This is a genomic window from Bradyrhizobium sp. UFLA05-125 (genome assembly GCF_059803515.1).
Genome location: NZ_JBANBJ010000038.1, coordinates 1 through 25,470, shown reverse-complemented (window position 1 = coordinate 25,470; position 25,470 = coordinate 1). Strand labels below are relative to the sequence as shown.

The following is a 25,470-nucleotide window of genomic DNA, read 5'->3' as shown; positions in this document are numbered from 1 at the left end:
ATCGAAGCGAGACAGGTCTTCAAAATTTCGGCCCCAGCTCGAGGCGACTCAGAGCTGAGGCCAATTTTCCGGGCCGACCGTAACATCAGCCTGGGCAGACAACATGCGTCACGGGCGCCGCGCATGCGATTGGGCAATCGGCCTACCTCGAATTTGCCGCATTAACGCTGATCCTTAATCCAAGCCTGCAGGCCGTGTTGGATGAGCTGACGAATGACGTGGGAGCGCGAGCCACCCTGACTTTTCGCAAAGGCCTCTATGGCCTTGATCCGCGAGGCGGGCATTCGTCGCATCACCTGTTCGCTCGCAACAGCCATCAGCGCTATCCTCCAAAATGGCCTGCCAGCGAGAAGCACTCAGGCGAGTGGATTTCCTTGGACTGGCGGGTCTGCCCCCGGATCGTCAAACCCGGCGTGGCGCATATCGCGCCGGGTATTCGTCGATTGCCTACCAGACCCCGCTTTTACGATGAACGTTTACGTTAATTTCGAACTCGGATGGACGCTGGTAAAGGCTGGATCATAGCATCGCCGGGCTGGTGCGGCACTGATCAATACTGCGGCCGCGCCTTCAATGTTCGACACGAGTCGCCGGGCTTTTCTGGCAACCGCATGATCGCGGTCCAATCTATTTTGAAGATTGGTACAATGTGTAGTTTGATCAAAGATCTTTCAGTGCTTTTAGCGTCTGCTTCGTTTGGTGGAACGATCGCCGCTGTCCGCCATCTCGCGAGATGCAATATCGACGTTGGCGTCCTATCGAGCCAACGCCTGGACGCAGCGGCATGGTCACGTCATGCGGCACACGTCTATTCCGCGCCGCCGGAAAGCAAGGGCCAACCGTTTCTTGAGCGGCTTGTTGCGATTGGCGCGGCCGATCCCGGTAAAATTTTGCTACCGACATCGGATGACACTGCCTGGACGTATACCGAGAATACCGAGCTTCTGGCTCGGTATTTTTGTATGTATCAACCATCGCTTGCGACCATGCAGCGCATTCTTGACAAGAAGCTTCTTGCGGATGCTGCAATCAACGCCGGCCTCACCGTGCTGCCGAGCTGGGCCCCCCGAAACTTCGATGATGTCGCGAAGTTAGCGCCATTCCTACCTTATCCAATTCTTATAAAGCCGCGCACGCATGTTCACCGCCTAAGGAGCGACAAGGGGATAGTGGCCTACTCGAGCAGTGAGCTTTTGAACAAATACCAACTGTTTGTTGATCGCGAGCAAGGCCGGGCGGCCGACAGGCCGTATTGGGCTGATGCCCATTTGCCTATTCTGCAACAATTTGTCCGAGTAGGGCGCGAGGGTGTGCATTCGGTGACGGGATTCATCGATCGGACCGGCGAGCTGTTTGTTAGCCGTAGCGCAACCAAAGTGTTGCAGCGATCCCAACCCATGGGGGTTGGGCTTTGTTTTGAATCGCTGCCACCGGCCCCGGAGCTTTCAGAGGCAGTTCGCCGCCTTTGCCGCGAGTTAGAATATTTCGGAATTTTCGAGGTTGAGTTTGTTTTGTTTGATGGGCGTTGGGCGGTTATCGATTTTAACCCGCGCCTGTTCAATCAGATCGGGATGGATATACGCCGAGGTATGCCGCTCCCTTTCCTTGCGTGCCTTGACGCTGTTGGCGACACCACATCCTTGCGCGATGCAGTCCGGAAGGCGCAGGCGCAGGATAATGAGCGAGTCGTCTTTTGCGATAGCTTTGCCGTGCGCACCTTCCTTTTGGCCCAGACTATCACAAGGCGAATGTCGTCCAAGGACCGCGGGCATTGGCGTGCCTGGCTTAGGAAGCACGCGGCCGATGCGGTCGATTACGTTGCGGACGGCAGCGATCCAACTCCTCGCATAGTCCATTCGCTCTTGCAGATCCATCTGGGCGTCAAAGCTTTGCCGCGGTTCTTGCGCTTGTCGGCGCTAGACGTCGCTTGGACGCCAAAGCAAGTCATGCAGGAATTGTCATGAGCCGGGTCGCCGTCGCGATCATCGGAGCCGGTCCATATGGACTTTCGCTCGCCGCACATCTTTCGGCGCGTAAGGTAGAAAATCGCATTTTCGGACAGCCGATGCGATTCTGGTCCGATATCGCCGAGGCCGGCGGCGAGCGCTATCTCAAGTCCTTCTGTTTTGGAACCAATCTCTCTACACCGGCCCCGGGCTACTCCTTCGCTGATTATAACGAGCCGCGCGGTCTTGAGACGTTCGAGCCATGCTCGATCGCGAATTTCACGGAATACGGGCGTTGGTTCCAGCAACACAATGTGCCTTGGGTCGAGCCCGTCGAGGTTGAGCATGTTGAGCGGCAAGGCGACGGTTTTGCTATCCTTCTGTCTGATGGAGAACGGCTCGTTGCAGACCGGGTCATAGTTGCAACGGGGTTGTCCGGCTTTGCGCATGTCCCGCCAGTGCTGGCATCCTTGCCACCTAATCTTGCAGGCCATACGTCGGGGGTGACCAGCTTCGCTGCATTCGCGGGGCGCGATGTCGCGGTGATCGGGGCCGGTCAGTCAGCGCTCGAGGCGGCTGCGTTATTGCGCGAAGCCGGCGCCCGGCCGCAGCTGCTCGTACGGGAGAGCTCGGTTCGCTGGCATGATCGCTCCTCACGGGAACCTGGTCTCTGGGAGCGCGTGCGCTGGCCCATCTCGGGGCTCGGCAGCGGGCTAAAAGCCAAAGCGTTGACCCAATTTCCGGGCGCGCTGCATCGAGTGCCCGCCAACTGGCGAACGCGGTTCGTCAACAGCCACCTGCCAGCGGAGGGGGCATGGTGGCTCCGCGACCGCGTTGAAACTCGGTTGCCAATCCATCTCAATGTAACTGTCGTCAAGGCGAGCGAAGTGTCCGGGCGCGTGGCGCTGGCGCTGCGCCATGCAAGTGATGCAGGTGAACGTCGGCTGATGGTTGATCATGTCATCGCCGGCAGCGGTTATGACATCGATGTTGGACGTCTGACGTTCATCTCTCAGGATCTGCGATGTGCGATCAAGCGCCTTGGGCGCGCGCCGCAACTGAACGCCTACTTCGAGGCGTCGGTACCGGGACTTCACTTCGTCGGTCCCTCCTCCGCGATGAGCTTTGGGCCGCTCTTTCGCTTTGTGATCGGCGCCGAATACAGCGCGCAGGTTATTTCGCGCCGCCTGTCGGCGCCGGCCGGCCTTCTTGCTGGCCAACAATGGGCTTACTGGCGCCCGGCGCGCGCATCCCGCCCCGAGTGATCGCACCGTGATGCCGGTGGTACGAGGGCTGACCTCGACGACCGAACCGGTCTTGTTAGCCAGATCTGGGACCGAACCGCACCAAACTCGCTGATCTTGAAGCGGGTGCCCACCACAAAGCTTTCGGTCCGACCAATCATTTCATCGATCCGGGTAACAAATATCCATGATCTGTGAGGCAGGCAGAATACGTTCAAATTTAGCAACTTTTGACTTAAGTTTGTCTATGATGAACGCTTAGGTTGGGTAGTCAGGCAAGAGCGATTCCACAACCAATCGGCGAGCGAATTTTGCATCTTTTATCCTTTGGTTTCGATCCCAGATCTTGGTGATGAACCCGTTCGGGCAACCTGGGAGGAGTTATGGAAGAGGTAATTCAACGCCGTGTAGGACGACCACGAGGATCGATTGTCGTGCCCCGGGACATGCTTCCCCTACTCTGGGTGAAGGTTCAGCTTATTCTGATCTGCGAAAGAATTCGGACCGGAAAAACGCCCTCTATCAGCCGGGCTTGTCGCATATTAGCGGCTCAAGGTGGAATTGTTTCAGTTGTTGGAGGGAATCGACGCGCCTTGGTGTTGGCAAATGCCAAAAGGGAGAAGAGCTGGCATCGCTTGCAACTGGCTGCCGACGGCCCAGGGGGCCCGGACGGGACCATTTTTGCAAGTCACATGATCACACACGCTCCGACCTTGGCGGCTCGCTATAGCGCGGCAAACGAATTGGCCAGCTCCAGCCGGCATGTGCGGCTAGCCTGGATGAATCTTGGCCGGCAAATGCTGGGGCGCCCGACCAAAAAACCGAGTTGGGCCATCCCCCGGGGACGAACGCTGTGGCGTGTCGGAAGCCGAGGAAATATTGTTGCGCTTTAATTGTAGACTTTTAGCGCGGCTTTTGGGGTAGTTGAGTGCTTCGATAAATCTGTCGGAGCACTGAAAATGACATCCCCCGATCAAGAGCCCACCGAGCGCCCCGCTGTGGGGCGCCGGATAACGAAACCACCAGGCACCCGCCGCAATCCGGCGACCAACGCCGGTTTGATCGAGATCCAAATCCAATATCGTGCGGTGGAAGATCTCGTTCTCGATTCCCGCAACCCGCGGCAGCACGCCCAAACTCAGATCAATCTGATTGCGGACAGTATCCGCGAGTTCGGATTTGTCATGCCGGTCGTGGCCGACGATCGCGGTCAAATCATTATCGGGCACGCGCGCGTTCTTGCGGCGAGGAAGCTCGCCATGCCCCGCATACCCGTCGTTGAACTCAGGCATTTGTCGCCGGCGCAACTAAAGACGCTTCGGATCGCGGACAACAGGCTGGCCCAGCATGCGCACTGGGACGAGCGATTGCTCGGCGAGAATTTTCTGGAGCTGAAAGCCCTCGACGTTGATTTCGACCTGTCGATCACGGGTTTCGCCTTGCCCGAGATCGATCAAGCGATCCAGAAGATTGACGACGGGCTCACCCTCGAGGCGAGTGAGGATACCGAGGCCGCGTCCGGCGTGCCGGTGTGTTGCCCCGGTGATATTTGGCAACTTGGCAACCACCGCATTCTCTGTGATGACGCGCTATTGGAGCCATCTTTTGAGAACCTGATGCATGATGAACGCGCGGACGCGGTGTTCATTGATCCACCTTACAATGTCCCGATCGAGGGTCACGTCTCTGGAAGGGGCAAGATCCGTCACCGCGAGTTCGCCCAAGGCGCCGGAGAGCTGAACCGGGAGGAGTTCTCCCGCTTTTTGACGGAGAGCTGCGGGTTGCTGGCAAGATACAGCAAAACGGGAGCAATTCACTTTGTCTGCATGGATTGGCGCCATGCTGACGAGTTGCTTGCGGCCGGTCGCGGTGTCTACTCCGAGCTGAAAAACATCGTGGTCTGGGTGAAAAGCAGCGCGGGCCTGGGATCACTTTATCGCTCTCAGCACGAATTTGTCTTCATCTTCAAGTCCGGGACCGGGCGGCACACCAACAATATCGAGCTCGGCAAATATGGGCGCGACCGTAGCAACGTATGGCACTACGACAGTGCCAGCACACAGGCGCGCAAGGGTAACAACCTACTCGAGCTGCATCCGACGGCGAAGCCGGTCGAGCTCGTGATGGATGCGCTGCTCGATTGTTCGCATCGCGGCCAGCTTGTGCTCGATTCCTTTCTGGGCAGCGGTACGACGCTGCTCGCCGCCGAGCGCACCGGCCGCATCTGTCGCGGGATCGAACTCGATCCGCTCTACGTCGATACTGCGATCCGACGCTGGCAGAATTTGACCGGCCGCGATGCGGTCCGGCTTTCGGATGGCAAGCTCTTCCGTGACATCGAGGCCGAGAAGGAGCACGGCGATGAGCAGTAACTCCAAGAAGGACTACGAGGTCGGCTATGGAAAGCCGCCGGTCGCCACGCGTTTTCAGAAGGGCACGTCGGGAAATCCAAGCGGGAAAGCGAAAAAGGTTCGCCAGCTGCTCGACCCCGGAAAAGTCCTGGAGGCGATCGATAACGAAGAGATCACTGTGGTCGACCAGGGCAAGCGCAAACGGATGACAAAAGCTGAAATCCAATTCCGCCAGTCGTTCGCGAAGGCCATCAGAGGAGATCTTGCAACAGCGCGACTTCTTGTGAAAATGGCCACGGAATACTTCGCGCCTGAGGCTCAGGGCGCCTCAGAGTACGAGATCATCGGCGTAACCGAGGCGACACAGCGTTTCGGGCGCAACTGGCAAGCGCGCATAGACGAGCTGAATGCGGCACTGAGGTACCCAAAATGAGCACTGGGTACCGAAATCCGCCGAAAGGCAGCCGGTTCAAGAAGGGCCACTCCGGCAATGCAGCACGACGACCGCGGCAAGCCGTGCGTCGGATGTCGATCGCCTACCTGTTCCGCAAGGTTGCCAACGAGCAGATGGTAATCGAACTCGACGGCGGCGAAGTGATGATGACACGCTGGGAGGCACTTCTGCGCCAGATCCACACTCTCGCTCTGAACAAGGATGCGGGCGCTGCGCGATTGCTCCATCAAATACGCCAGCAATTTCCGGGAGGTGCCGCGCCAGGCGATAAGTTCATTACGGTCCTCAGCGACAACGATATGAAGTATTGAACGAGGGCTGAGGCGCCTGTTGGTTGGATTGGCAAGGAAGCCGCGATAGCATTGAGCCCGCGGCATCCCACAGCGTGCCGATCCAGCGCAAAAGAACCACAAGGCTTGGTAAGCCGCAATCCTTTGTGGCTAAATGACCGCCAGCTGGATGTCGTCGAATGAGGCATCACGATTGCCCGACGCCACTTGCCTCCGAACTTGAGTCTCGGCGCGTCTCAGCCTCACGCCACTGCTCACCAGCTGCTGCGCGCTCTTGATCTGTCGCCGGACCAGGGGAATGAGACCGATTTCGATTGGCGTCGAGCACGGCCATCGCCGACCACCGCGGGCTTAGCGTTGCCGGATGCGTGGCAAACTGGCGACGCCAACGTGTCGAGTTAAGACATCAGAAACCCGCATTCGCTCCTTACACACGACTCAAAAGCAGGGGAGCACAAAAAAGGCATGGTTCAGAACGCAAGCGGTGCAACGCCGTTTCCTCTCGGCGTCTTTGTCGGGAACCCGAACTATTATGATTCCAGTGAGGAGGCGAGTTTCGAAGCAAACTTCAACGCCTTCTCGGACCTGATGAAATCGAAGCCGCAATTCCTCGACCAATATGGCGACCAGCGCCTGCCCATCTCGGGTTGGGTTGGTCAGGCGAGCTGGAATGCAGCCTCGATGGCGCAATCGCCAGTGCTTAAGGGCGTTACACCGGTGATCGGGCTGCCGATGACCTCGACGGCATCAGGCTCGGGAACTCCTGATCAGTTCTACAAGGACTTTGCTGCCGGAAAATACGACTCCGTCTTGAAGGGCATGGTCAAGGCCTGGGCTGACAAGGGCTTCACGACTCAGATCTGGCGGCCCGGCTGGGAGATGAATATTGACACCATGCCGTCCTATGCCGGCAACGACCCAGCAACGCGCGCGGATTGGGTCAAGGCGTTCCAGCACATCTCCACGGTCTTACACGCCGCGGGCAAGGCTGAGGGCGTGAACGTGCAGGTGGCGTGGAATCCGAGCGTGGTGAACTACAGCCACGCCGGCAATGTCATCCAGACCGCTTATCCCGGGAACCAGTATGTCGATATCATCGCCGCCGACATCTATGGCGATGTCTTTCCTTACGGCTCGCCGACACACCTTTATGACTGGGACAAGAGCGGGCAAGTCCTCAACTCGTCGCACCCGGTCTTCGATTCGAGCGTCCAGCAATGGGCGTCGGATCCGGTCAATCTTCAGCACTACTACACCTACCCGGCCTCCAACCAATGGTCGCTCGATGGTAGCGTGGGCCATGCCACCACGCTCCAGCAGCTGATCGATCTCGCCAAATCGACAGGCAAGCCGTTCGCAATTGCCGAAACTGGTGCGGGCAACACGCATGATGGCGCGCGTCTTACCGACAATCCGACATTCGTGAAGTGGCTCGCGGACACGCTGCATCAGTCGGGGGTCCATGTCAGCTTTGTGAACATCTGGGATGCGAACGCGGGCGGACAATACCGTTTCACCAGTTCTGCCGACCACAAGCCGCTTGAGGCCGCCGCGTGGGCGAAGTATTTCGGCGATCCGCCCGCATCCGCGCCGGCGTCCACAGCCACATCCAAGTCCGCACCGGTGACCACTGATTCGTCGCACGCGCCGGTCGTTGCCGTCGCGAACACTCATCCTGCGGCCGCGCCGACTGCAACGTCGCCGCCAGAGACCAATGTGGCCGATCATTCGATGTCTTTCGGCGATCCGCCCGCGTCCCAGTCCACATCCAGGTCCGCACCGGGGACTACTGCTTCGTCGCACACGCCGGTCGTTGCCGTCGCGGACACTCATCCCGCGGCCGTGCCGACTCCAACGTCGCCGCCCGAGACCAATGTGGCCGATCATTCGAAGTCTTTCGGCGATCCGCCCGCATCCGCGCCTGCACCCACATCCAAGTCCGCACCGGGGACTACTGCTTCGTCGCACTCGCCGGTCGTTGCCGTCGCAGACACTCATCCCGCGGCTGCGCCGACTCCAACGTCGCCGCCGCTGACTGGTGCGACCGAACATTCGACGGGCACCGGCTCGTACCATGGATGGTGGAGCGAGCATCGCGACACGATCTGTGGGATGACTACGCCTGCGGCCAGCACAAGCATGGGGCTGGCAGGCCAGAGTTCAGCTTTGTTGAGCCGCGTCGGGGACCTGCTCGCCGACACAGGCGGTTCGAACGCTGTATTAGCACCAATCACCGCGGCGGATGCCTCACATGCAGACGGCTCGACCGCAGCGTTCCTGGCAAGCCGCGGCTTTGCGCTCCTGAACCAGCATCTGGCCGGTCATACCGGTCGGGTCGATCCCGGTCAGGTCGTTTCGGCTTTGTTGAATAGCGCCACTTGGGTACAGGACTCAATTCTGACCAGGCCGCAGCATTGATCCACTGCCGCACCCAGCCACTGCATGCGGTCGCTAGGTGCGGCAGCCATCACCAACTCCCAGAACGATCAGCACAAGCTAATCTCGACTAACTCGAGTGTCGCTTCGCGGCAGGCTGACATCATGACCGTCATCAGCCGGAAATTCCGCAACGAAGCCAATCTGGTCCTTCTGCTTCAGCCGCCCTCGCGTCTGAAAGACCGAAGCGCCCGCATTTGTTTCGCCAAGGCGGCGCGCTCATAGCGCTCAAGGCCCGCGAGGTGCTGCAGACGCGCCGGGACGGGGCACTCCCAGATCGCGGCCAACATCTCCAGGCGAACGCCGCGGATGCGCAGCAACTCGAGCTTGCAACGCGCGAGGTGCGTCACAGATTCCGAGGCGATCTGATATCCTAGGCAATGTCCGATAGCTGCAACCAACTTCTCTACCCCTACAGGCTCGTCGGCGCCGCGCCGCGCCAGACCGTGACGCAACGCGTTTCGGCTGGACCGGGCTTTGCCGTCAGCAGTATTGGGCCCCGTGCTGAGCTTGGCGTTGATGCGATTGGCTTCGATTTGTCGATGCGACGCCATCTCCGCGCGCCCTCAGTTGCGCTCGTTCCAACACCCGAAAAGGTCCCTCCAAGCACCGGAAATATCAAGATTTTCTAGCCCAAAAGAATGGCACTTTTGCTGCAGAAAGGACTGGCATTCCCACGCAAAAGGAGCGTTACTGATTGGGCCGGGCGTTGACCGATAGCCCCGGTATCTCACCCCGCGGGAGCGGGGGTTTTGGCGGTGCGGCGGCAAGCCGCGAGTGCCAAGCCCGAAGGAGATACCGGTGACCACGATCGCAGCCAACGGCGCCGAGGCGCCCCATCCCGTCGTCAAATTCAACCCCCACGACCGCCGGGCCTTTATCGGCGGCTCGGATGCACGCATCATCATGGGCGATGACCAGGACGATCTCATTCGCCTGTGGCGGGAAAAGCGCGGTGAGATCGCGCCGCAAGATTTTGCCCACAACCTGATCGTTCAGCTCGGGACGGTTACGGAAGAGCTCAACCGGGGCTGGTATCAGAACGCCTCGGGCCAGACCATTACGGACGTGCAAAAGCGCCTTCGCCATCCCGTGCATGGCTGGATGGCCGCAACGCTCGACGGCGTTGTCGCAGAGACCGGGGCAGTATTCGAAGCCAAGTTCATGCTGCCCTGGGGTTTTACGGAAGAGGCCGCAGCCGAGAAGCACATGGCGCAGCTGCAGCACAACATGTGGGTGATCGCCGCCCGCTCGGCGGTGCTGTCGGTGATTACCGGCGGCGGCAAATGGGTTGAGATCACCGTCCACGCCGATCCGCTGTACCAACACCTGTTGCTGACCGCAGAAAAGAAGTTCTGGCGCTGCGTGCAGAGCGGCGAGCCGCCGCTCCTGTTCGGCATCGAGCCGCCGCGTCCGCGTCTCGCCGCCGTCAAGGTCGTCGACATGACCGCGTCCAATCTGTGGGCGGAGTGCGCGGCGACTTACCTCCGCACCCGAGAGGCTTACGGCGACCATGAGCAGGCCAAGGCAGAGCTCAAGAAGCTGATGCCCGAGGATGCCAAGGAGGCCTTTGGCCACGGCATTCGCGCCAAGCGCTCCAAAGCCGGCGCGGTCAGCTTTGATCCGGTTGAGATGGAGAGCGTCCATGCACCAGGCCAGTGAGCACATTGGTGCGATCGCGGCGGCGCTGGCGCGTGCGCAGGCCGAATTGACGAACCCGGAAAAGACCCTGACCGCTCAGATCCGCTCGCCGTTCCTGCGCGATGACGATCGGACCTTCCGCTACGCCTCGCTGGCCTCGGGCCTCGACATCGTGCGCAAGACCCTAAGCCAGCAGGAGATCGCCACCATCCAGACCACCCATATCGACGAAACCACCGGCCAGATCCACCTCACCACCCTGCTCGCCCACTCCTCGGGCGAGTGGATCTCCTCGGACTGGCCGGTGTGCGCCACCAGAGACGTCGAGGCACCGCATCGGATGGGGGCGGCGCTGACCTATGCGCGGCGCTATGCCCTGTTCGCCCTGGTCGGGATTGCCGGCGAGGACGATCTGGACGCACCGGATGCGCTGGCAGCCGTGCCGGAGGCCGGGCCGCAAGCACCTCTTGGCGCCAAGGCCAAGCCCGCCAAAGGCGTTCTTAACCGCGCGCCGGTGCTGGGGCCGCCGCAATCCGCCGAGCTGCGGGAGCAGCTCTTGAGCCAGCTCGCAGCCTTACCCTTCGGCAAGGACCTGCTCAGCTGGGCCAAGGCCAGCATCCCGCTCAAAAATACCCTTCTGGAGGCCGACGCCCGGATGGTCGAAGCCGCCTATCGGGCCAAGCTCGAAACCGCCGCCGGATCCACAGCCAGCGGCGTCCAACCATCTCCCGTCTCAGATGGCGAGCAAGAGCCGTTCCCGGAGCCGCTTCCAGCGGCTGCCACGGGCGCCGAGGCGGCGCTGCAGCCGGCGGCGCCGGAGACAGGGCTCGCCCATCCCAAGGATCCGCCCCGCAAGCGCAGCAAGGCTCACCTGCTGTTCGTCCGCGACCAACCCTGCCTGGTCTGCCGGCGAACCCCGTGCGACGCGCACCACCTCAAGTTCGCCCAGCCACGCGCCCTCGGCCAGAAGGTCAGTGACGAGTTCACCGTGCCGCTATGCCGCACCCATCACCAGGAGCTGCACCGGCATGGCAATGAGCGGGCGTGGTGGGCGAACCTGCAGATCGCGCCGTTGCCGCTCGCGCAGGAGCTGTGGGCGACGAGCCTCATCCACGGCGCAGCCAACGCCGCCATCAGCATCGCGGCCCTTGCCGCAAACCTGGGGTCGGAGGCCTCGCCATGAACGGCCCCTGCCAAACGGCACATCAGCAGGTCGCAACCGCGCTGCCCGCAGAGTTTGAGGTACTGGCACCGCCACCTCTGCTGCTTCCGGGCGAACTGCTTGAACACTACCTGACGCTGAAGCAGGCGATCTTCGCCGACCTCGCGCCCCGATCCGCCATTGAGTGGCTGCTCGCGATCGATGTCGCTGAACTTTCCTGGGAGATCCAGCGCTACCGGGTGCTACGGCACAAGGTTCTGGAAACCTATCGCCAAAAGGCAATTGAAACCGCGCTTCGCAGCATCGACATGATCGGGATCGCCCCCGAATTCCAGAATGAGGCCGAGTACTACACCCTGCAAAATGCGTTGAGCTGGCGGGTTGATGCGGTGGCCGCAACCGAGATCGACACGCGACTTGCTCGCTATGGCTTTGATCAACACGCCATTAATACAGAAGTCTATGTGCAGGCACGCGAGATCTTCATACTGTTCGAGGGCCTACTCAATGCTGCACAAACCAAACGGATGCTGCTGCTGCGCGAGATGAGGAACCAGCGCTTCGCGGCACCAATGTATCATCGGCGATGAGATCCAATTCAGGCCCCTAGCCCAACCGCAATCCGAAACGACAACGTCTCCTCAGACCCCGGCGCGATATGCATCACGCCGGGCTTGTCCGCAAGGTCACCGTCGAAGCTTCGGGGGCTCGCATAACCGCGCCAGGGCTCGATGCAAAGGAACGGCGCCCCGGCTGGCTTTGACCAGATGCCAAGCTCGCGGAAGCCAGCCCATGACACCTCCACCCAGGGCCCTTGCGCCGCCGCGTAGCGAACGGATGGGCTCTCGAGGCGATCGAAGATGATCGCGTCGTCGACGAACAGGGCTTCAGTAAGCGGGAGCACGCGGTTGTTGACCGGGCTTGGCGCCGAGGCGCATAACAACCCAGCCTCCAGCCGCCTGATTGGATGCGGTTCATCCCGGAAGAATGTCAGAGAATAGGCTTCCTTGCGCGCCCCCGGCGCGAGCGGCCAGTTGAAGGCCGGATGGCCGCCGACAGACGCCGGCAGCATCTCCCCGCCCGTGTTGACAACCTGAAACCGGACCTCCAGGCCAGCCTGATCGAGGCTGTAGGTCACGACCAGCCGAAACGCGAATGGATAGGTCGCCCGCGTCTCGGCATCGTCGCCGAGTGCAAGGACGCATTGGGCCGAACTTCGCTCGAGCCACACAAACCGCCGGTCGCGCGCAAAGCCATGCTGCGTCATCCGGTACGTCTTGCCGCGGTGCCGCAGCTCGTCGTCCTTCAGCCGGCCGATGATAGGAAACAACAGCGGCGCATGGCGCGGCCACTCCGGTCCCGCCTGCCAGATGAACTCGAGGCCCGTCTCGTGCTTCAGCGAGCACAATTCGGCGCCTTGCGCTGTGATGGTCGCGCTGAGGCCGCCGCTACGAAGTGTGTGGTTGTCTTCGGCCATGTGTCGCACCTCCACAGCGGCTAGACCCGCCCCAAGCTATTATGGGGATACCGGTTGGCTCGCCTGGTACGCCTCATACGCCCGTCGGATTCCATCCACGAGCGAGGTTTTGGCGCGCCAGCCGAGCTCGCTCAGGCGGCTGACATCGAGCAATTTGCGCGGCGTGCCGTCGGGGCGCGAGGTGTCGAAGGCGATTTCGCCGCGATAGCCGACGATGCCGGCGACAACGCGGGCGAATTCGGCGATCGCGATATCCTCGCCAGTGCCGATATTGATCAACTCGGCGCTCGAATAGGTCTTCATCAGGAGCACGCAGGCATCCGCCATGTCGTCGACATAGAGAAATTCACGCCGCGGCGTTCCAGTGCCCCAGACCACGACGCTCGTTGCACCCGACAGTTTCGCCTCGTGGAAACGGCGGATCAGGGCGGCGACGACGTGGCTATGTTCGGGATGGTAGTTGTCGCCGGGGCCGTAGAGGTTGGTCGGCATCACGCTAATGAAGTCGCGCCCATATTGGCTGCGATAGGCCTCAACCATCTTGACGCCAGCGATCTTGGCGATCGCATAGGGCTCGTTGGTCGGCTCGAGCGGCCCCGTCAGCACCGAAACCTCGCGCAAAGGCTGGGCCGCCAGTTTCGGATAGATGCAGGACGAGCCCAGAAACATCAGCTTCTCGGTGCCGTTCTGATGCGCGGCGTGGATCACGTTCGCGGCGATCGCTATGTTGTCGTAGAGAAATTCGGCCCGCAGCGTATTGTTGGCGATGATGCCGCCAACCTTGGCGGCGGCGAGGAACACGGCCCGCGGTCGGGCTTTGGCGAACCAATCGAAGACCTGGGTCTGGTTTCGCAGATCGACCTCGCTCCGCTCCACCGTGACGAGCCGTACGTCCTCTTGCGCGAGCCGGCGCATGAGTGCGCTGCCGACCATGCCACGATGGCCGGCGACATAGACCGTCTTGCCTTTCAGCTCAAACGGTGCGTTTGGCATTTGCGGCTTCCCGTTTCGCGTCGGACAGATCGCTTGCGACCATTTCCTGAACCAATTGCGCAAAGCTCCGCTTCGGCTTCCAGCCGAGTTGTTGCCGCGCCTTGCTGGCATCGCCAATGAGCAGATCAACCTCGGTCGGCCTGAAATAGGTTGGATCGATCCTGACCACGGTCTTGCCGCTCGCCACATCGAGACCAACCTCATCGACGCCCTTGCCGCGCCACTCGATCTTGCGCCCAACCTCAGTAAAGGCAAGCTCGACCATCTCCCGCACCGACCGCGTCTCGCCGGTGGCAAGCACGAAATCGTCGGGCCTCTCGGCCTGCAGGATCATGTGCATCCCCTCGACATAGTCGCGGGCATGGCCCCAGTCGCGCTTGGCCTCGAGATTGCCGAGATAGAGCGTGTCTTCGAGACCGACCTCGATGCGCGCCACGCCACGGGTGATCTTGCGGGTAACAAAGGTTTCGCCGCGGATCGGGCTCTCGTGATTGAACAGGATACCGTTCGAGGCAAACACGCCGTAGGCTTCGCGGTAGTTCACCGTGATCCAGTAGCCGTAGAGCTTCGCCACCCCGTACGGTGAGCGCGGGTAGAACGGCGTGGTCTCCTTCTGCGGGATCTCCTGCACGAGGCCATAGAGCTCCGAGGTCGAGGCCTGGTAGAAGCGCGTTTCCCTCTCCATGCCGAGGATACGGATCGCCTCGAGCAACCGCAGCACGCCGAGCGCATCTGCGTTCGCGGTGTATTCCGGGCTTTCGAAGCTGACGCCGACGTGGCTTTGGGCGGCGAGGTTGTAGATCTCGGTCGGCCGGATCTGCTGCACCAGGCGGATCAGATTGGTCGAGTCCGTCATGTCGCCGTAGTGCATCAGGAATGGCACGTTCCCGACATGTCGGTCCTGGTAGAGATGATCGACGCGCGCAGTGTTGAAGGAGGACGAGCGCCGCTTGATGCCATGCACGACATAGCCGAGCGACAGGAGATACTCGGCGAGATAGGCGCCGTCCTGTCCGGTAACGCCGGTGATTAGAGCGACACGTTCAGCCATCCAAAAACCTTGTTCCCAATCAATCGGCGGGAGCCTCGTGGTCCGGTGGGCCGACACCGAAAACCAAGAACAGCTGTCCCGGACCGATCTTTTTGGCCGCATCGGTCGACCAGGTCAACCCCGGCCCATGCCATGGGGCAAAAGGGCCGGCCGGGAAACATCTTTGAAACGTGCTATTAGATTTGCCTGCTAACGGGGACTTCTCAAGCCGAAACAGGCCGAACACCGGTTCATGGTCTCGCGGCCGTATGCAACGCCTTAAGGCGCCTAGCGTCGCCTCTTCCGTTGACGAAGACACAGCAATCTTGGCAGAAGCGTTCGAGGCGACTTTAGGAGTGACTCTGTGAAGGGGATCATTGTACTTCTGGTCTTGCTGGGCACGGCGTTCGCCGCTGGCTACTTCACCAAGGCCTACATTTCCCGCAAGCGGCGGGACGCAGCTCGTATGTGGGAAGGTTACCTGGACCCAGATTGGCTCCGGCCCGCCAACACAAATAAAGCCACGCCCCACCAAGAAGCTGCGCTTAAGCAGCCTGGCGAATTGGGACAAATGCTACTGCGCTGGGAGACCAGAGCGCGATCACGCCGCGCCGGTGCCTTCGGGTCCGGTTGATCCGTACCGGCCGTTTTCTTCTCAGCTACATCAGCGAGACAATGCGATTTGCCGGCCACAAGACCCGCGATATCCGGTCTTGTCTTGCCGAATGCCCGCTACGGAGTGCAGCATCGAGTCACGAGCGTTGATAGTCGTCTTCAATCCGGATGATATCGTCCTCCCCGAGATAGCTGCCGGTCTGGACCTCGATCAGCTCCAGCATAATTTTACCGGGGTTCTCCATTCGGTGCACGGCACCCATCGGGATATAGATCGACTCGTTCTCGTGCACCGTCTTGATGGTCTCGTTGACGGTGACCCGGGCCGCGCCGCGGACCACGATCCAGTGCTCGGCGCGATGATGATGCTTCTGGAGCGACAGCCGCCCGCCCGGCTTCACCACAATGCGCTTGACCTGATGGCGCTCGCCATTGTCGACCGACTGATAGCTGCCCCAGGGACGATGCACCTTGAGGTGCTCCTCGGTCACCTTCGGGGCCACCGTCTTGAGCTTCGTCACGAGACGCTTCAGGCCGTTGGCATCCTTCTGGCGCGAGACCAGCACGGCGTCGGCGGTCGCCACCACGACGAGATCGTCAACACCTTCGAGCGCGACCAGTGCAGAATCGGTCGTGACGTTGCAATTGCGGGAGTCTTCGAACACGGCGGTGCCGTGCGCGGCATTGCCTTGGGCGTCCTTCTCCGAAAGTTCCCACACCGCAAGCCAGGAGCCGACATCAGACCAGCCGCAGGACACGGGAACGACCGCGGCACGTGCGGTCTTTTCCATCACCGCATAGTCGATCGAGATCGCCTTCGCAGAACCAAACGCCTTCGGCTCGAGCGTGACGAAGCCAAGATCGCGGCCGGCGTTCGCGACGGCCTCGGAGACCGCCTGCACGCTCGTCACATCGAACTTGCGATACTCGTCGAGCAGAACAGCGGCCGGAAACATGAAGTTGCCACTGTTCCAGAGATAACCCGAATTGACGTAGTCGGCCGCCTTCACCGCGTCCGGCTTCTCGACGAATTTGGTGACCACGCGCACCTCGCCCGTGACCACTTCCCCGGGGTTGATGTAGCCATATTCCGTTGCCGGCCGTTCCGGCTTGACGCCGAAGGTGACAATGCGCCCCTCGCTCGCAGCAACCAGCCCGTGCCGGCAGGCCGCGACGAACGCGGCAGCGTCGCGGACGACGTGATCGGCAGCGAGCGCCAGCACGATCGCCTCGTTGTCGCGGCTCTGCGCAAAGGCAGCTCCGGCGGCAATCGCCGGTCCCGAGTCGCGCCGCGTCGGCTCCAGCAACACATCGGCCTCGATGCCGATCTCGGCGAGCTGCTCCAGCACCATGAAGCGATAGGCCGCATTGGTGATGACGATCGGACGATCGAACAGCGCGCCATCGGAGAAGCGCAAGAGCGTGTCCTGAAACGTCGAGCGCGTGCCGAACAGCGGCAAAAACTGTTTGGGGCGCACCTCGCGCGAAGCCGGCCACAGCCGCGTGCCCGCACCGCCACACATGATCAGGGGAGAAATAGGTCTTTCCACAGTCAACTCTGAATTCGCAATTGCACAAGCGTGCTGCTGTAACAGGTAATACTCCAAAGTCGAAGGCCTTTAGACAAACCTCGAGTAACCATACGTTGACTTTGATCGTTGCTCATTTTCAAAGCAATCACGCGAAAGTCGCAAGCGGAAGCGACAGCCATCTCTTCTTCAGTCGAGGTGGCTGACGGCGCTCGCAACCAGCGGGACATTCGATCGCGACACCGTGATTTGAACGGTGGATGTGCCTTCGTCATGACGGTTCTTTCCAACGACAACCAAGGTGAATTGGTCCGTTCCCGAGAAATCAGGCTTAGCGAAATAGCGGAATCCCGGTCCCACCATGACAAGCTCGCCGCTCTTCGGCTTTTCTGCGACCGAAACACTGTAAATCTGCATCGTCGACCAGCGCAGGCCCTGAATGCAATCCGCCCCCGGGGCAATCGTCATTGACCATTCGATGGTATCGCCGGCAAGCTTGTATGGCTTGTTGTCCCGCAGACAGTTCGGCGTCGCCCTTGTTGCGGACGCTGACGCGAGCAACATCGCCGCTGCAGCGGTCCACGCGTGAATAGAAATTCGTGGCATGGCTTTGTCCCTCCGGTACGCTCTGCGCCAACGATGATGGATGCGGCTAAACGATACGTAAGGGGCAAGAGACCGGCTTGCGGGTTGGTGAATCCCGGATTAAGGGTGACGGCTCATCGCCCAAACGCTCGAAGTTTTGGTCTACAGATGAAGGCAAGAGCCCCGGCGGCGCCCAGGCGCCAATTTGTCTTATTTGGCGTTTCGATCTTTAAGGCAACTCTCTAGTTAGTTGCCGGCTTTGACATACAAAGCACATAACAGCTGGCTATGTCAGCGCACGGCGGGGCCTGCTATTTGAACTTTTCTGGCGCGAAACTTGCTACCGCTGGATTTGACGGATAGCCGACGTGCGATTGATGGAGTCCTCTGTGCTTGCTCTCTTGATACTGTTCTTTGTGGCAGCTCTGTCCTTCGGCGCCGGCTATTCCACGCGTGCTGCCATCTCGCGAAAGCGGCGCACTGAATACCTCAAGTACGAGCCCTATTTGGGCGCCCCGCGTGTAAACCAGCCGCCCGCCTTTCTGATGCGTAATCACGTACGCTCTGCGACCTCGGGCCAATCCGACGACGGCTCGACCCGGGGGTTTGGAATTCAGAGCCGCTCAGAAGGCGCAGCGAGGCATATAGGCCCTATGTCAGACGAGCGTGCGCTCACTCGAGCCGCAACAAGGCACTAAGTCGAACCAACCATCGCAGCGACGTGTACTAGCTCACGGATCACTCTGTTTGAGTCATCTGACGCCCGATGTGCCGCTGACGACATACACTGCCAAGTACCGCGCAGTTCATGGACAAAAATTGTGCAGCCTGGTCTGGATTTGGGGTTGAAGATTGTCGAAGTACCCTTACCGTGCGGGTGAGTGAATCGAATCCTAGCGCTCCACAAGAGCGACGTGCAATGCAATCCAGATCAATGCTCGACCGCTTGGCGTTGGGGTTAGGAACCTTGGCGCTGCGCCTGACATACGGCGGTCCGCACGGCAGGACGATAGCTTACTACGCAAGCTTCCGAAGGCTAGGAAGGTTTCTACCGCTAGCCGTGCTTGCAGCTGTCACAGGCGGCGCGGTCATCTTCTATGCTGCCCGTCTGGCGTTTCGTTGATCCAGTTTTTTTGTGATTCCTGAGGTAGGACCGTGAGACCTGCTGAAGCGACAGCTCCCCGAGTCGACAATGAATCGGGCTTGCGCCACCGTCGTCCGCATACTTAGAGTTGAGCGATTGCCTTCTTGCTCACCTCATGGATCGCTCCGCACCTCGACGGCTTGGACGACCATCGAATCTCTGCAAAAAAAATCACGTTTGCAGTACTCATGATGGCGACGATCTTCGCCGGCGGCTTTGGCGCGGGCTATGCCCTGCGCGCGCTCTTGTTGGGCCGGCGACGTCGGCGGAGTTGGCCCAACACGCCATTGCCCGACGACCATAACGCAGACGCCGTTGACTTAAGGTTACCCCACCTTCGTCGCAACCAACGTCACGCCGCACTACATTCTCTTGACCGGAATTTTCAGATTCCGCATTAGCAGTAAGAGCCTCATTCCTGGAGGCAGCGGAATGGCAACATGACTTCTCGAAAACTGATTTGGCTTCTGGGGGGAATAGGCATCGCCGTTACACTAGACCTGCACGGAGAACGCGCGTTTGCAGGTCCGAGTGCAGAGACTGCGAGGAAGTGCATGCGCTACTCCTATCTTGTCTACCCGTATAAGCGACCGGGATCGGTGCGCGGCAGCGGCGATCGTCAAGCCTACTTCAGGGAATGTATGGCGAAGGATGGCAACGTACAGGAACCACCACCAAAGGAGTGAGCGCCACAATCAGCCCGGGCAAGGAACGGCCAGGCGTTGATGGCCTCCTCTACTTGGCGCTGTCATCGTCGACCTTCCCTCCATTGGTAACGCACTTGTTGAAAAAGGCTTGCTGATCGCGACCGCTTCCCTTCGCGCTCCCCGCCGCAGGGTTGCCGGGTTCGCGGGGCGGAAACTGCTTGGTCATCAGCGCGCTGCACTTTCGAGCTACTTCGGCGGTGACGGCCGATGCAGGAATTCTGGTCGAACCAAGGACAAGGCAAACCAAACCCAGCAGGACGAGTTCGCGTCTTGGTACGAAGGTCACCATCTTCCTCCTCTCCGAACCGACGGCCGGATATGCCCTCTTTCAAGCCGGCGACCAATACTCTAGTTTCTTTTGGGGTATTTTGAAAACTTGAAATAAGATTGCGGCCAGACGCCACAGGAGCGCCCAAATCGGCATGAATTCGCGAGAGCTGCGAGAGCGCGAAGAAGAGGACGCCAATCAGTCCCCTAACGAGGTTCAATTTGCACTCGTGATCGCTCGCATGATCGACACGGTAAAGACCGATCCTGAGCTTATGCGCCAGACGGTCTATGATTTGGCGCGCCATAAGCTTCAGGAACAGCTCGTCGATTCAGCTCCGACGGATATCCGACACGCCAAACGTGCGCTTGAAACCGCGATTCGCGGCGTCGAGGAATTTTCAAAGCAGCAAGTTGGCCTGCCCGCACCATCTTCGGTACCCCAGCTGAGTTCGGCTCTTCCGCGTGCTCCGCGGCCATGGGAGATAGGTACCGTTCCATCCGAATCGGACGCAGGGCCGATCCGTCCGGCAAAACGAGCAAATCGCCATCCCTTGTGGGCGGTTATGACGCGAACCGGTTTGGTCCTCCTGGTCGTTGGAGCCATCTTTACCGTCGTGCTGCAACGCGAACGCCTAATGACGCTGGGACAATCCCTCCGAGTACATGGGGGACAGGCGGTTCCCGAGAAGGGAGCAGCAGCATCCATCTCGGCAATGGCCGACGCGGCTGTGCAGCGGCCTCCGCCGCCTCCTGCCTTCCCGCGGCCGAGCGACTACGGCGTCTACGCGCTCATGGACAACGCCCTGACCGAATTGCAGCCTCTCCCCGGCAGAGCGCCCGACGCCAGGGTTGCGGTCTCTGCAGCATTCAAGTTACCCGGCAAGGTGAGCTTGCCGAACGGGCGTCTTGAGTTCGTTGTCTTTCGGCGAGATGCCGCGACCAACATATTGGAGCGCGCCGAGGTGCGCGTAATCGCCAGAATTGCTCGCGAATTTTCGGCCGAATCGGCCGGCAAGCGACTTGACGACAGCGACGCCTGGGTCATCAGAAACTTCTCATACCCATACCGAGCGTCTCCCGTTCAAGATAACCCAGAGATGTATAAACTCCACAGTGAGGACCCTGCGCTTCAGCTTCCCCCTGGTCATTATGCACTGATCCTCAAGAACCAGTCTTACTACTTCAGCGTTGACGGTGACATTGTGGATCCTCGGCAATGCATCGAGCGGGTCGTTACCACCAACGGCACCTTTTATTCGGCTTGCAAGAAGCCCTAACCTCTTGCCAAGCCATGGATGGAACCTAGCTCTTATAGCGGCGTTGTTTCAACAAGCTCCCCGTGTGGAGGCTTTCATGAATGCTGCTAGACTTCTCCTGATCTCTACCCTCGCTTCGGCTCTTACCGCTCCAGCGTACGCACAAGGCACGCAGCAAAATGCGAGTGGCCGACAACAGGGTTATACATCTCAAAGTTATGCACGGGGTTCGCGGACGCCCGTGGTGACCCAACCAAGCAACAATCCATTCCGCAACCCGATCGGGCAAGGCGTACCACCGGCCGCCTCGGCCAATCCTGCGCTCAACAGCAATCGGACATTCCCGCCTCGCTAGCCTTTAACCAACGGTTCATCTCCCATACTGCCGCATGACTGGATTCCGGAACGGTCTATCCGCCGCGAGCCGACCTGTGGCGCATCGGCGTTGGATGCTGAGACAGCCTAAGAGCGTCACCGGTATCGCTCCAAAGCAAACTATTACTCAAGTGAGCGAGGAAATCGTAATGATCGAAGCCGCGCTTCCCGCGCTCCGCCTGGGAGAGCCCGGTCAACGCCTGCTTCTAACTTCACGCCAAGTCCTTTTGAGACACGCCAGCAGCCTTCCTGGCTTTGCGAACCGCCTCGGCTGCCACCGTGATGATGCCCGTCCCATCATTGAAGCCCTTTCATGCCGCTGGACATAGCCATTTCGCTTCTCTTTGCCTTGTAGACCGGTTCCTCGGAGCCAGAACGCGAACCTCTTTCCATCGACCAGCGGCCTCAATTTTGTTCAGAGTTCAGGCTATACCGCGACATGGTCGTTGACCTGGATCGCTGATGGGAAACGGCAGCCTCGCTGCTTTTTGCTAGTCCCGATGAAAACACGCATGGCGAAATTCACCGCAACATTAGCTCAGATTTCCAGCGCCTTAGTCGGGCAGACGATTAAGATGCAGGCCGACATTGCCTCTGCTGACGCAGAAAGTGTGGGCCAATACTACATCGTTTTTGTGATCCAGGCACAGCAACCGAATGGTTCGTGGGTTGCCGCGACCGAGGTCATCGCATGGGGCGCTCCACCGCTCACGACCACGTCGCAATCATTCGGCGCATCGTTGAAGCTTCCATCGACCGCACTTCCCGGTCTCTACCGCGTGATGGTTTCGGTGCGCAATGGCAGTTGGGCTTGGCAGAGCGTCAGCCAGACGCCATCACAATTCACGCTCTCGCTGATTCCGACGGTCAATGGCTTCAAGTATTATGTGCCGACTACGCCACCACCGTCTGACGCTAACGTCGTTCAGCTGGTCAAGCAACAGGATGGCTCGTACCTGCCGAGCGTCGGAGTTTGGCAGCTTATACCGGACATGAGCATTGTCGGTTCGTTTGACGCGACGAGATGGCGCCGCAAATTCTGGTCCTCGTACGGGGCGAAGGCCGACCACCTCAACGATGAATGCCAGCGCTACGTTGACAGCGCTATAACCTTCGACACCGCCCTCAGGCTCACGGCAACACCGCGCCCTGGCACAAGCGCGCATAATCCGAACCCAACGGGAAGCCGATACCTGATTTTTGACAGCGGCATGATCCGCTCGGTCAAGACCGCTCAATACTTCTTCAGTGAAATTGAAATCGTCCTGCCCAAGGCAAGCGGTGTGTGGCCCGCATGGTGGATCGTTCCTGGCGATGGGCAGATCGATCCAAACCCCGAAATGGATATGATGGAGTTCGTCTACAATGGCGCGAATGAAACCAGCAACATGATCCATTGCAATTGCAGCGCGAGGAAGACACTGCTGTGGCATGACGATAACTATATCACGCGGTTTGGCTATCTAAAGATCGATCCAGCGCTCTACGGCGCAGATTATTGGGTCAACAGGCCGGTGAAAATATCGCTGCTCTGGCTCGACGACGACACGATGACCATCTACCACGATGGCAACCCGACAGCGAAGTGGCACTTTCCATGGGTGTTCAAGGGAAAAGCTGCCGTGCCAGCCACGATGATGATCAATTTCGCTATTGGCGGGAGCTGGCCGACGGCTGGTTTCACACTCCCCATGCCGTCTGGCCCCGTGACGACGACTGTCAATCACCTTAAGACCTACTCGAACACGATGACAAAATACGGCGAGCCATCACCGCTCTGATGCGTTACGTGGTTTTGGCTCGCTGTTCAAATGGCTGCTCGTCGGGTGCTTACCCAGTCTGCTTTCTGTCAGCGAGCGCGTTAGTCGCGGTTAGTGTCGGTCGAAATGTCGGGACGCAAGGCCCACGAGATCAAAGCGAGAGCTGCCGCCATGGCCAACGCGGCTCCCACGAAGCTATAGAAAATCACGATCATCTTGGGTGAACTCGGTTACTGCCACATCTGCCGCTGCCTTCGTCGACGAGAGATGTATACTCGGACAGCGTAGCCGGTCATGCATCCCATGAAGTGACCTAGAGGCCCTATGCGCGCAACGCTGGCGACGACCAGCGCCAACAAGGTCAACCAAAGGCAAGCATTGAAAAACGGGTGACATCAGCTTGCGCATACGCTCGCCCTTACAGATCAAACGAGGCTGCAGCGCCCGAGTATGTTGGCGCGACGACTTCGCCTTGGGTGGACCGGGACGGGGCAAAGTCCGGCGCACCAACCTAGCGAGCCCCATCACAGCTGGATGTCACCGGATCAAGCTAATTCCGGAACCGCGATCTGCAGTCGCTTCGCCGCCGGGGATGAGGCGCCTGCACCTCGGTCTTTCGCGATTTCCCCCGGGGCACGCGCTAATATTTTCATGCTCCCATCGAGAACATCAGCGCCTTTGATAGCTGATCTTGCCCTTGCTCGGCCCGTGTCAGTCTGGTTTACCCATCGGCCTTGATCCCTTTTGTTCGCAGTTCAGAGTTAATGACGTGAAGACAAGATACATTGCGGTGTTGATTGCAGGGCTCTCACTCGGGGGGTGCTGCTTGTCCGGCAACGGTTGCGGTACCGCGGCCACTGGCAGTTCTTTAATCGACGGAGACGGGTTAACAGCCGTGCCAGAGCCAGATACTGCAGACGGCCGACAGAAGCAGGAAGGCGAACTCGCAAACAACAAACGGGGTGCGCGACATTCGACTACGTCTGGAAATCGCGGAACAAACGAGGCTTGGGAAGCACAGGCCCGACTGAAAAAAGACTTAGTGATTTGTCCCGATTGTTTGGCACCGCAGTCGAAATAAAATGATCAGATCATTCAAATAGGCGAATACCCTGCGGTCACACCTGTGCGCCTGATGTCCTGCGCAGTGGTTCGGCATCTGCGGCGACTTTTCGCGCGAAACGGCCCGGATGATGCCGATGCGAACAACTTGCAGCAGTCCCCACTAGCGGCTTGCCATTCGGGTCGGTCGCGCACTCGATCACTTCTCGCCAAAGAACTGTCGAACCAGGATCCCTCGTCCTACGCAATTCACGGTGAGACGACGTCAACTTCAATCGACGAAGTTCCGCCGATGTGCAGCGAGGTCCCCTTGATCGCAATCGTGAATTTGTCGGCCCCTTGTGCGGCCGGGTCGGAAAAATAGCGGAATGAAGGGCCCTGCACGACAAGACGGCCAGATTTCGGTGGGTCAACAACCGCGATCGTGTCAATCATGATCGTCGACCAGCGTAGCCCTTGGATACATTCAGCGCCCGGCTTGATCTTGATCAACCAATGAATCGTATCCGATTGCAGTTTGAACGGTTGCGGATGCAGGATGCAGGTGCCCCCCGCTAACACGGGTACCGGATGCCAAACAACAATTTGAGCAAATAGGGACGCGATTACAAGACTTCGCACAAGCTTCTGATCCTTTATCGTCCTATTCTATCGAGGTCGACGGCAGGCAAATCGCCTTCTGAAAAATCAAGCTGGCCTGCCCCGCTCAATACCGGTGAAATCTCGCTCTCCCTAGATGCCCCCTGGCTGACAAGCGTCTCATGTCGGAGGGTCGCCTTCAAAATCCCAATGGACCAATCGCCCTCCTTTACCGCGGTCACGGGTGGGCGGCTAGGCTATTATCGCCTCTCTCCAAGCCCAATCGACCACCTAAACGTGCAAGAGAAAAGAATCGATCGGTGATGCGAGGGACGCGGGGAGATGGACGCTCTCCACGGCATGCTGGACGCCGGAGTCAGCATGGAGGTCGTACAATGCAGACAACTCCTGCGAGTGAGGAACGGGTCCGGTAGCCAAGGACGTCGAGGCAGAGGTGGATCCAGGCTGCGAGGTGGTGATGGCGAATCTGAACGCGTCGGCAGGCGGATCGATGACGAGAGTGCCGGCGTTTCCGTCGGTCGACAGATTGAAGGTTGAATGGGT

General features: G+C 59.7%; 21 protein-coding genes. 11 read left to right on the top strand and 10 right to left on the bottom strand.

Features of this window, described 5'->3' with window-relative positions; genetic code table 11:
- Nucleotides 1–161: 161 nt before the first annotated feature.
- Nucleotides 162–317 (bottom strand): hypothetical protein, encoded by a 156-nt coding sequence (locus tag SO156_RS27615; protein WP_498536966.1) that lies wholly within the window; start codon nucleotides 315–317, stop codon nucleotides 162–164.
- A gap of 180 nt (nucleotides 318–497) precedes the next feature.
- Between SO156_RS27615 and SO156_RS27610 the strand changes: the two genes are divergently transcribed.
- The 6 genes from SO156_RS27610 to SO156_RS27585 all read left to right on the top strand — a co-directional run bounded on the left by SO156_RS27610 (nucleotide 498) and on the right by SO156_RS27585 (nucleotide 8,703).
- Nucleotides 498–1,964: an ATP-grasp domain-containing protein gene (locus SO156_RS27610; RefSeq protein WP_498536965.1), complete on the top strand. Its 1,467-nt coding sequence runs from the start codon at nucleotides 498–500 to the stop codon at nucleotides 1,962–1,964.
- The gene (locus SO156_RS27605; protein WP_498536964.1) at nucleotides 1,961–3,211 is read left to right on the top strand and encodes an NAD(P)-binding domain-containing protein; all 1,251 of its coding nucleotides are present in this window, start codon (nucleotides 1,961–1,963) and stop codon (nucleotides 3,209–3,211) included. Before SO156_RS27610 ends, SO156_RS27605 begins: the two co-directional genes overlap by 4 nt.
- 938 nt (nucleotides 3,212–4,149) lie before the next feature.
- The gene (locus tag SO156_RS27600; RefSeq protein ID WP_498536963.1) at nucleotides 4,150–5,562 is read left to right on the top strand and encodes a site-specific DNA-methyltransferase; all 1,413 of its coding nucleotides are present in this window, start codon (nucleotides 4,150–4,152) and stop codon (nucleotides 5,560–5,562) included.
- On the top strand, nucleotides 5,552–5,974 hold the full coding sequence (locus SO156_RS27595) for a DUF5681 domain-containing protein (protein WP_498536962.1): 423 nt from the start codon (nucleotides 5,552–5,554) through the stop codon (nucleotides 5,972–5,974). The genes SO156_RS27600 and SO156_RS27595 overlap by 11 nt, the downstream gene beginning before the upstream one ends.
- A complete protein-coding gene (locus SO156_RS27590; RefSeq protein WP_498536961.1) occupies nucleotides 5,971–6,306 on the top strand; it encodes a DUF5681 domain-containing protein in 336 nt (111 codons plus the stop codon). The genes SO156_RS27595 and SO156_RS27590 overlap by 4 nt, the downstream gene beginning before the upstream one ends.
- Before the next feature lie 696 nt (nucleotides 6,307–7,002).
- A complete protein-coding gene (locus tag SO156_RS27585) occupies nucleotides 7,003–8,703 on the top strand; it encodes a glycoside hydrolase family 26 protein (RefSeq protein WP_498536960.1) in 1,701 nt (566 codons plus the stop codon).
- Nucleotides 8,704–8,879: 176 nt separating this feature from the next.
- On the opposite strand, the gene SO156_RS27580 is transcribed toward SO156_RS27585, so the two are convergent.
- Nucleotides 8,880–9,275: a hypothetical protein gene (locus tag SO156_RS27580; protein ID WP_498536959.1), complete on the bottom strand. Its 396-nt coding sequence runs from the start codon at nucleotides 9,273–9,275 to the stop codon at nucleotides 8,880–8,882.
- A gap of 247 nt (nucleotides 9,276–9,522) precedes the next feature.
- Here SO156_RS27580 and SO156_RS27575 point away from each other — a divergent pair, with 247 nt between their 5' ends.
- Genes SO156_RS27575 through SO156_RS27565 form a run of 3 tightly spaced genes read left to right on the top strand, consistent with a single transcriptional unit; the run spans nucleotide 9,523 to nucleotide 12,114 of the window.
- Nucleotides 9,523–10,383: a YqaJ viral recombinase family protein gene (locus SO156_RS27575; RefSeq protein WP_498536958.1), complete on the top strand. Its 861-nt coding sequence runs from the start codon at nucleotides 9,523–9,525 to the stop codon at nucleotides 10,381–10,383.
- Complete coding sequence (locus tag SO156_RS27570; RefSeq protein ID WP_498536957.1) at nucleotides 10,367–11,545, top strand: ERF family protein; 1,179 nt, start codon at nucleotides 10,367–10,369, stop codon at nucleotides 11,543–11,545. Before SO156_RS27575 ends, SO156_RS27570 begins: the two co-directional genes overlap by 17 nt.
- On the top strand, nucleotides 11,542–12,114 hold the full coding sequence (locus SO156_RS27565; protein WP_498536956.1) for a hypothetical protein: 573 nt from the start codon (nucleotides 11,542–11,544) through the stop codon (nucleotides 12,112–12,114). The genes SO156_RS27570 and SO156_RS27565 overlap by 4 nt, the downstream gene beginning before the upstream one ends.
- An 8-nt stretch (nucleotides 12,115–12,122) precedes the next feature.
- Here the strand turns inward: SO156_RS27565 and SO156_RS27560 are convergent, their stop codons facing one another.
- The 6 genes from SO156_RS27560 to SO156_RS27535 all read right to left on the bottom strand — a co-directional run bounded on the left by SO156_RS27560 (nucleotide 12,123) and on the right by SO156_RS27535 (nucleotide 19,893).
- Nucleotides 12,123–13,001 (bottom strand): aldose 1-epimerase family protein, encoded by an 879-nt coding sequence (locus tag SO156_RS27560; RefSeq protein ID WP_498536955.1) that lies wholly within the window; start codon nucleotides 12,999–13,001, stop codon nucleotides 12,123–12,125.
- A 39-nt stretch (nucleotides 13,002–13,040) separates the two neighbouring features.
- A complete protein-coding gene (gene fcl, locus SO156_RS27555; protein WP_498536954.1) occupies nucleotides 13,041–13,994 on the bottom strand; it encodes a GDP-L-fucose synthase in 954 nt (317 codons plus the stop codon).
- Nucleotides 13,975–15,045: a GDP-mannose 4,6-dehydratase gene (gmd, locus tag SO156_RS27550; protein ID WP_498536953.1), complete on the bottom strand. Its 1,071-nt coding sequence runs from the start codon at nucleotides 15,043–15,045 to the stop codon at nucleotides 13,975–13,977. The genes fcl and gmd overlap by 20 nt, the downstream gene beginning before the upstream one ends.
- A 731-nt stretch (nucleotides 15,046–15,776) precedes the next feature.
- Entirely contained in the window at nucleotides 15,777–17,189 is a 1,413-nt protein-coding gene (locus SO156_RS27545; RefSeq protein WP_498536952.1) for a mannose-1-phosphate guanylyltransferase/mannose-6-phosphate isomerase, read from the bottom strand.
- 168 nt (nucleotides 17,190–17,357) lie between these two features.
- Nucleotides 17,358–17,636, bottom strand: a complete 279-nt coding sequence (locus SO156_RS27540; protein ID WP_498536951.1) for a hypothetical protein — start codon at nucleotides 17,634–17,636, stop codon at nucleotides 17,358–17,360.
- Nucleotides 17,637–19,632: 1,996 nt separating this feature from the next.
- A complete protein-coding gene (locus tag SO156_RS27535; RefSeq protein ID WP_498536950.1) occupies nucleotides 19,633–19,893 on the bottom strand; it encodes a hypothetical protein in 261 nt (86 codons plus the stop codon).
- A 133-nt stretch (nucleotides 19,894–20,026) separates the two neighbouring features.
- Here SO156_RS27535 and SO156_RS27530 point away from each other — a divergent pair, with 133 nt between their 5' ends.
- On the top strand, nucleotides 20,027–21,151 hold the full coding sequence (locus SO156_RS27530) for a hypothetical protein (RefSeq protein WP_498536949.1): 1,125 nt from the start codon (nucleotides 20,027–20,029) through the stop codon (nucleotides 21,149–21,151).
- A gap of 866 nt (nucleotides 21,152–22,017) precedes the next feature.
- The gene (locus tag SO156_RS27525; protein WP_498536948.1) at nucleotides 22,018–23,286 is read left to right on the top strand and encodes a glycoside hydrolase family 16 protein; all 1,269 of its coding nucleotides are present in this window, start codon (nucleotides 22,018–22,020) and stop codon (nucleotides 23,284–23,286) included.
- A 1,290-nt stretch (nucleotides 23,287–24,576) separates the two neighbouring features.
- On the opposite strand, the gene SO156_RS27520 is transcribed toward SO156_RS27525, so the two are convergent.
- Together SO156_RS27520 and SO156_RS27515 are read right to left on the bottom strand one after the other, a co-directional pair.
- Nucleotides 24,577–24,819 carry a hypothetical protein gene (locus SO156_RS27520; RefSeq protein ID WP_498536947.1) on the bottom strand — a complete coding sequence of 81 codons (243 nt, stop codon included), beginning with the start codon at nucleotides 24,817–24,819 and terminating at the stop codon, nucleotides 24,577–24,579.
- Between the two features lie 378 nt (nucleotides 24,820–25,197).
- On the bottom strand, nucleotides 25,198–25,470 hold a 273-nt coding region (locus tag SO156_RS27515), incomplete at its 5' end, for a hypothetical protein (protein WP_498536946.1).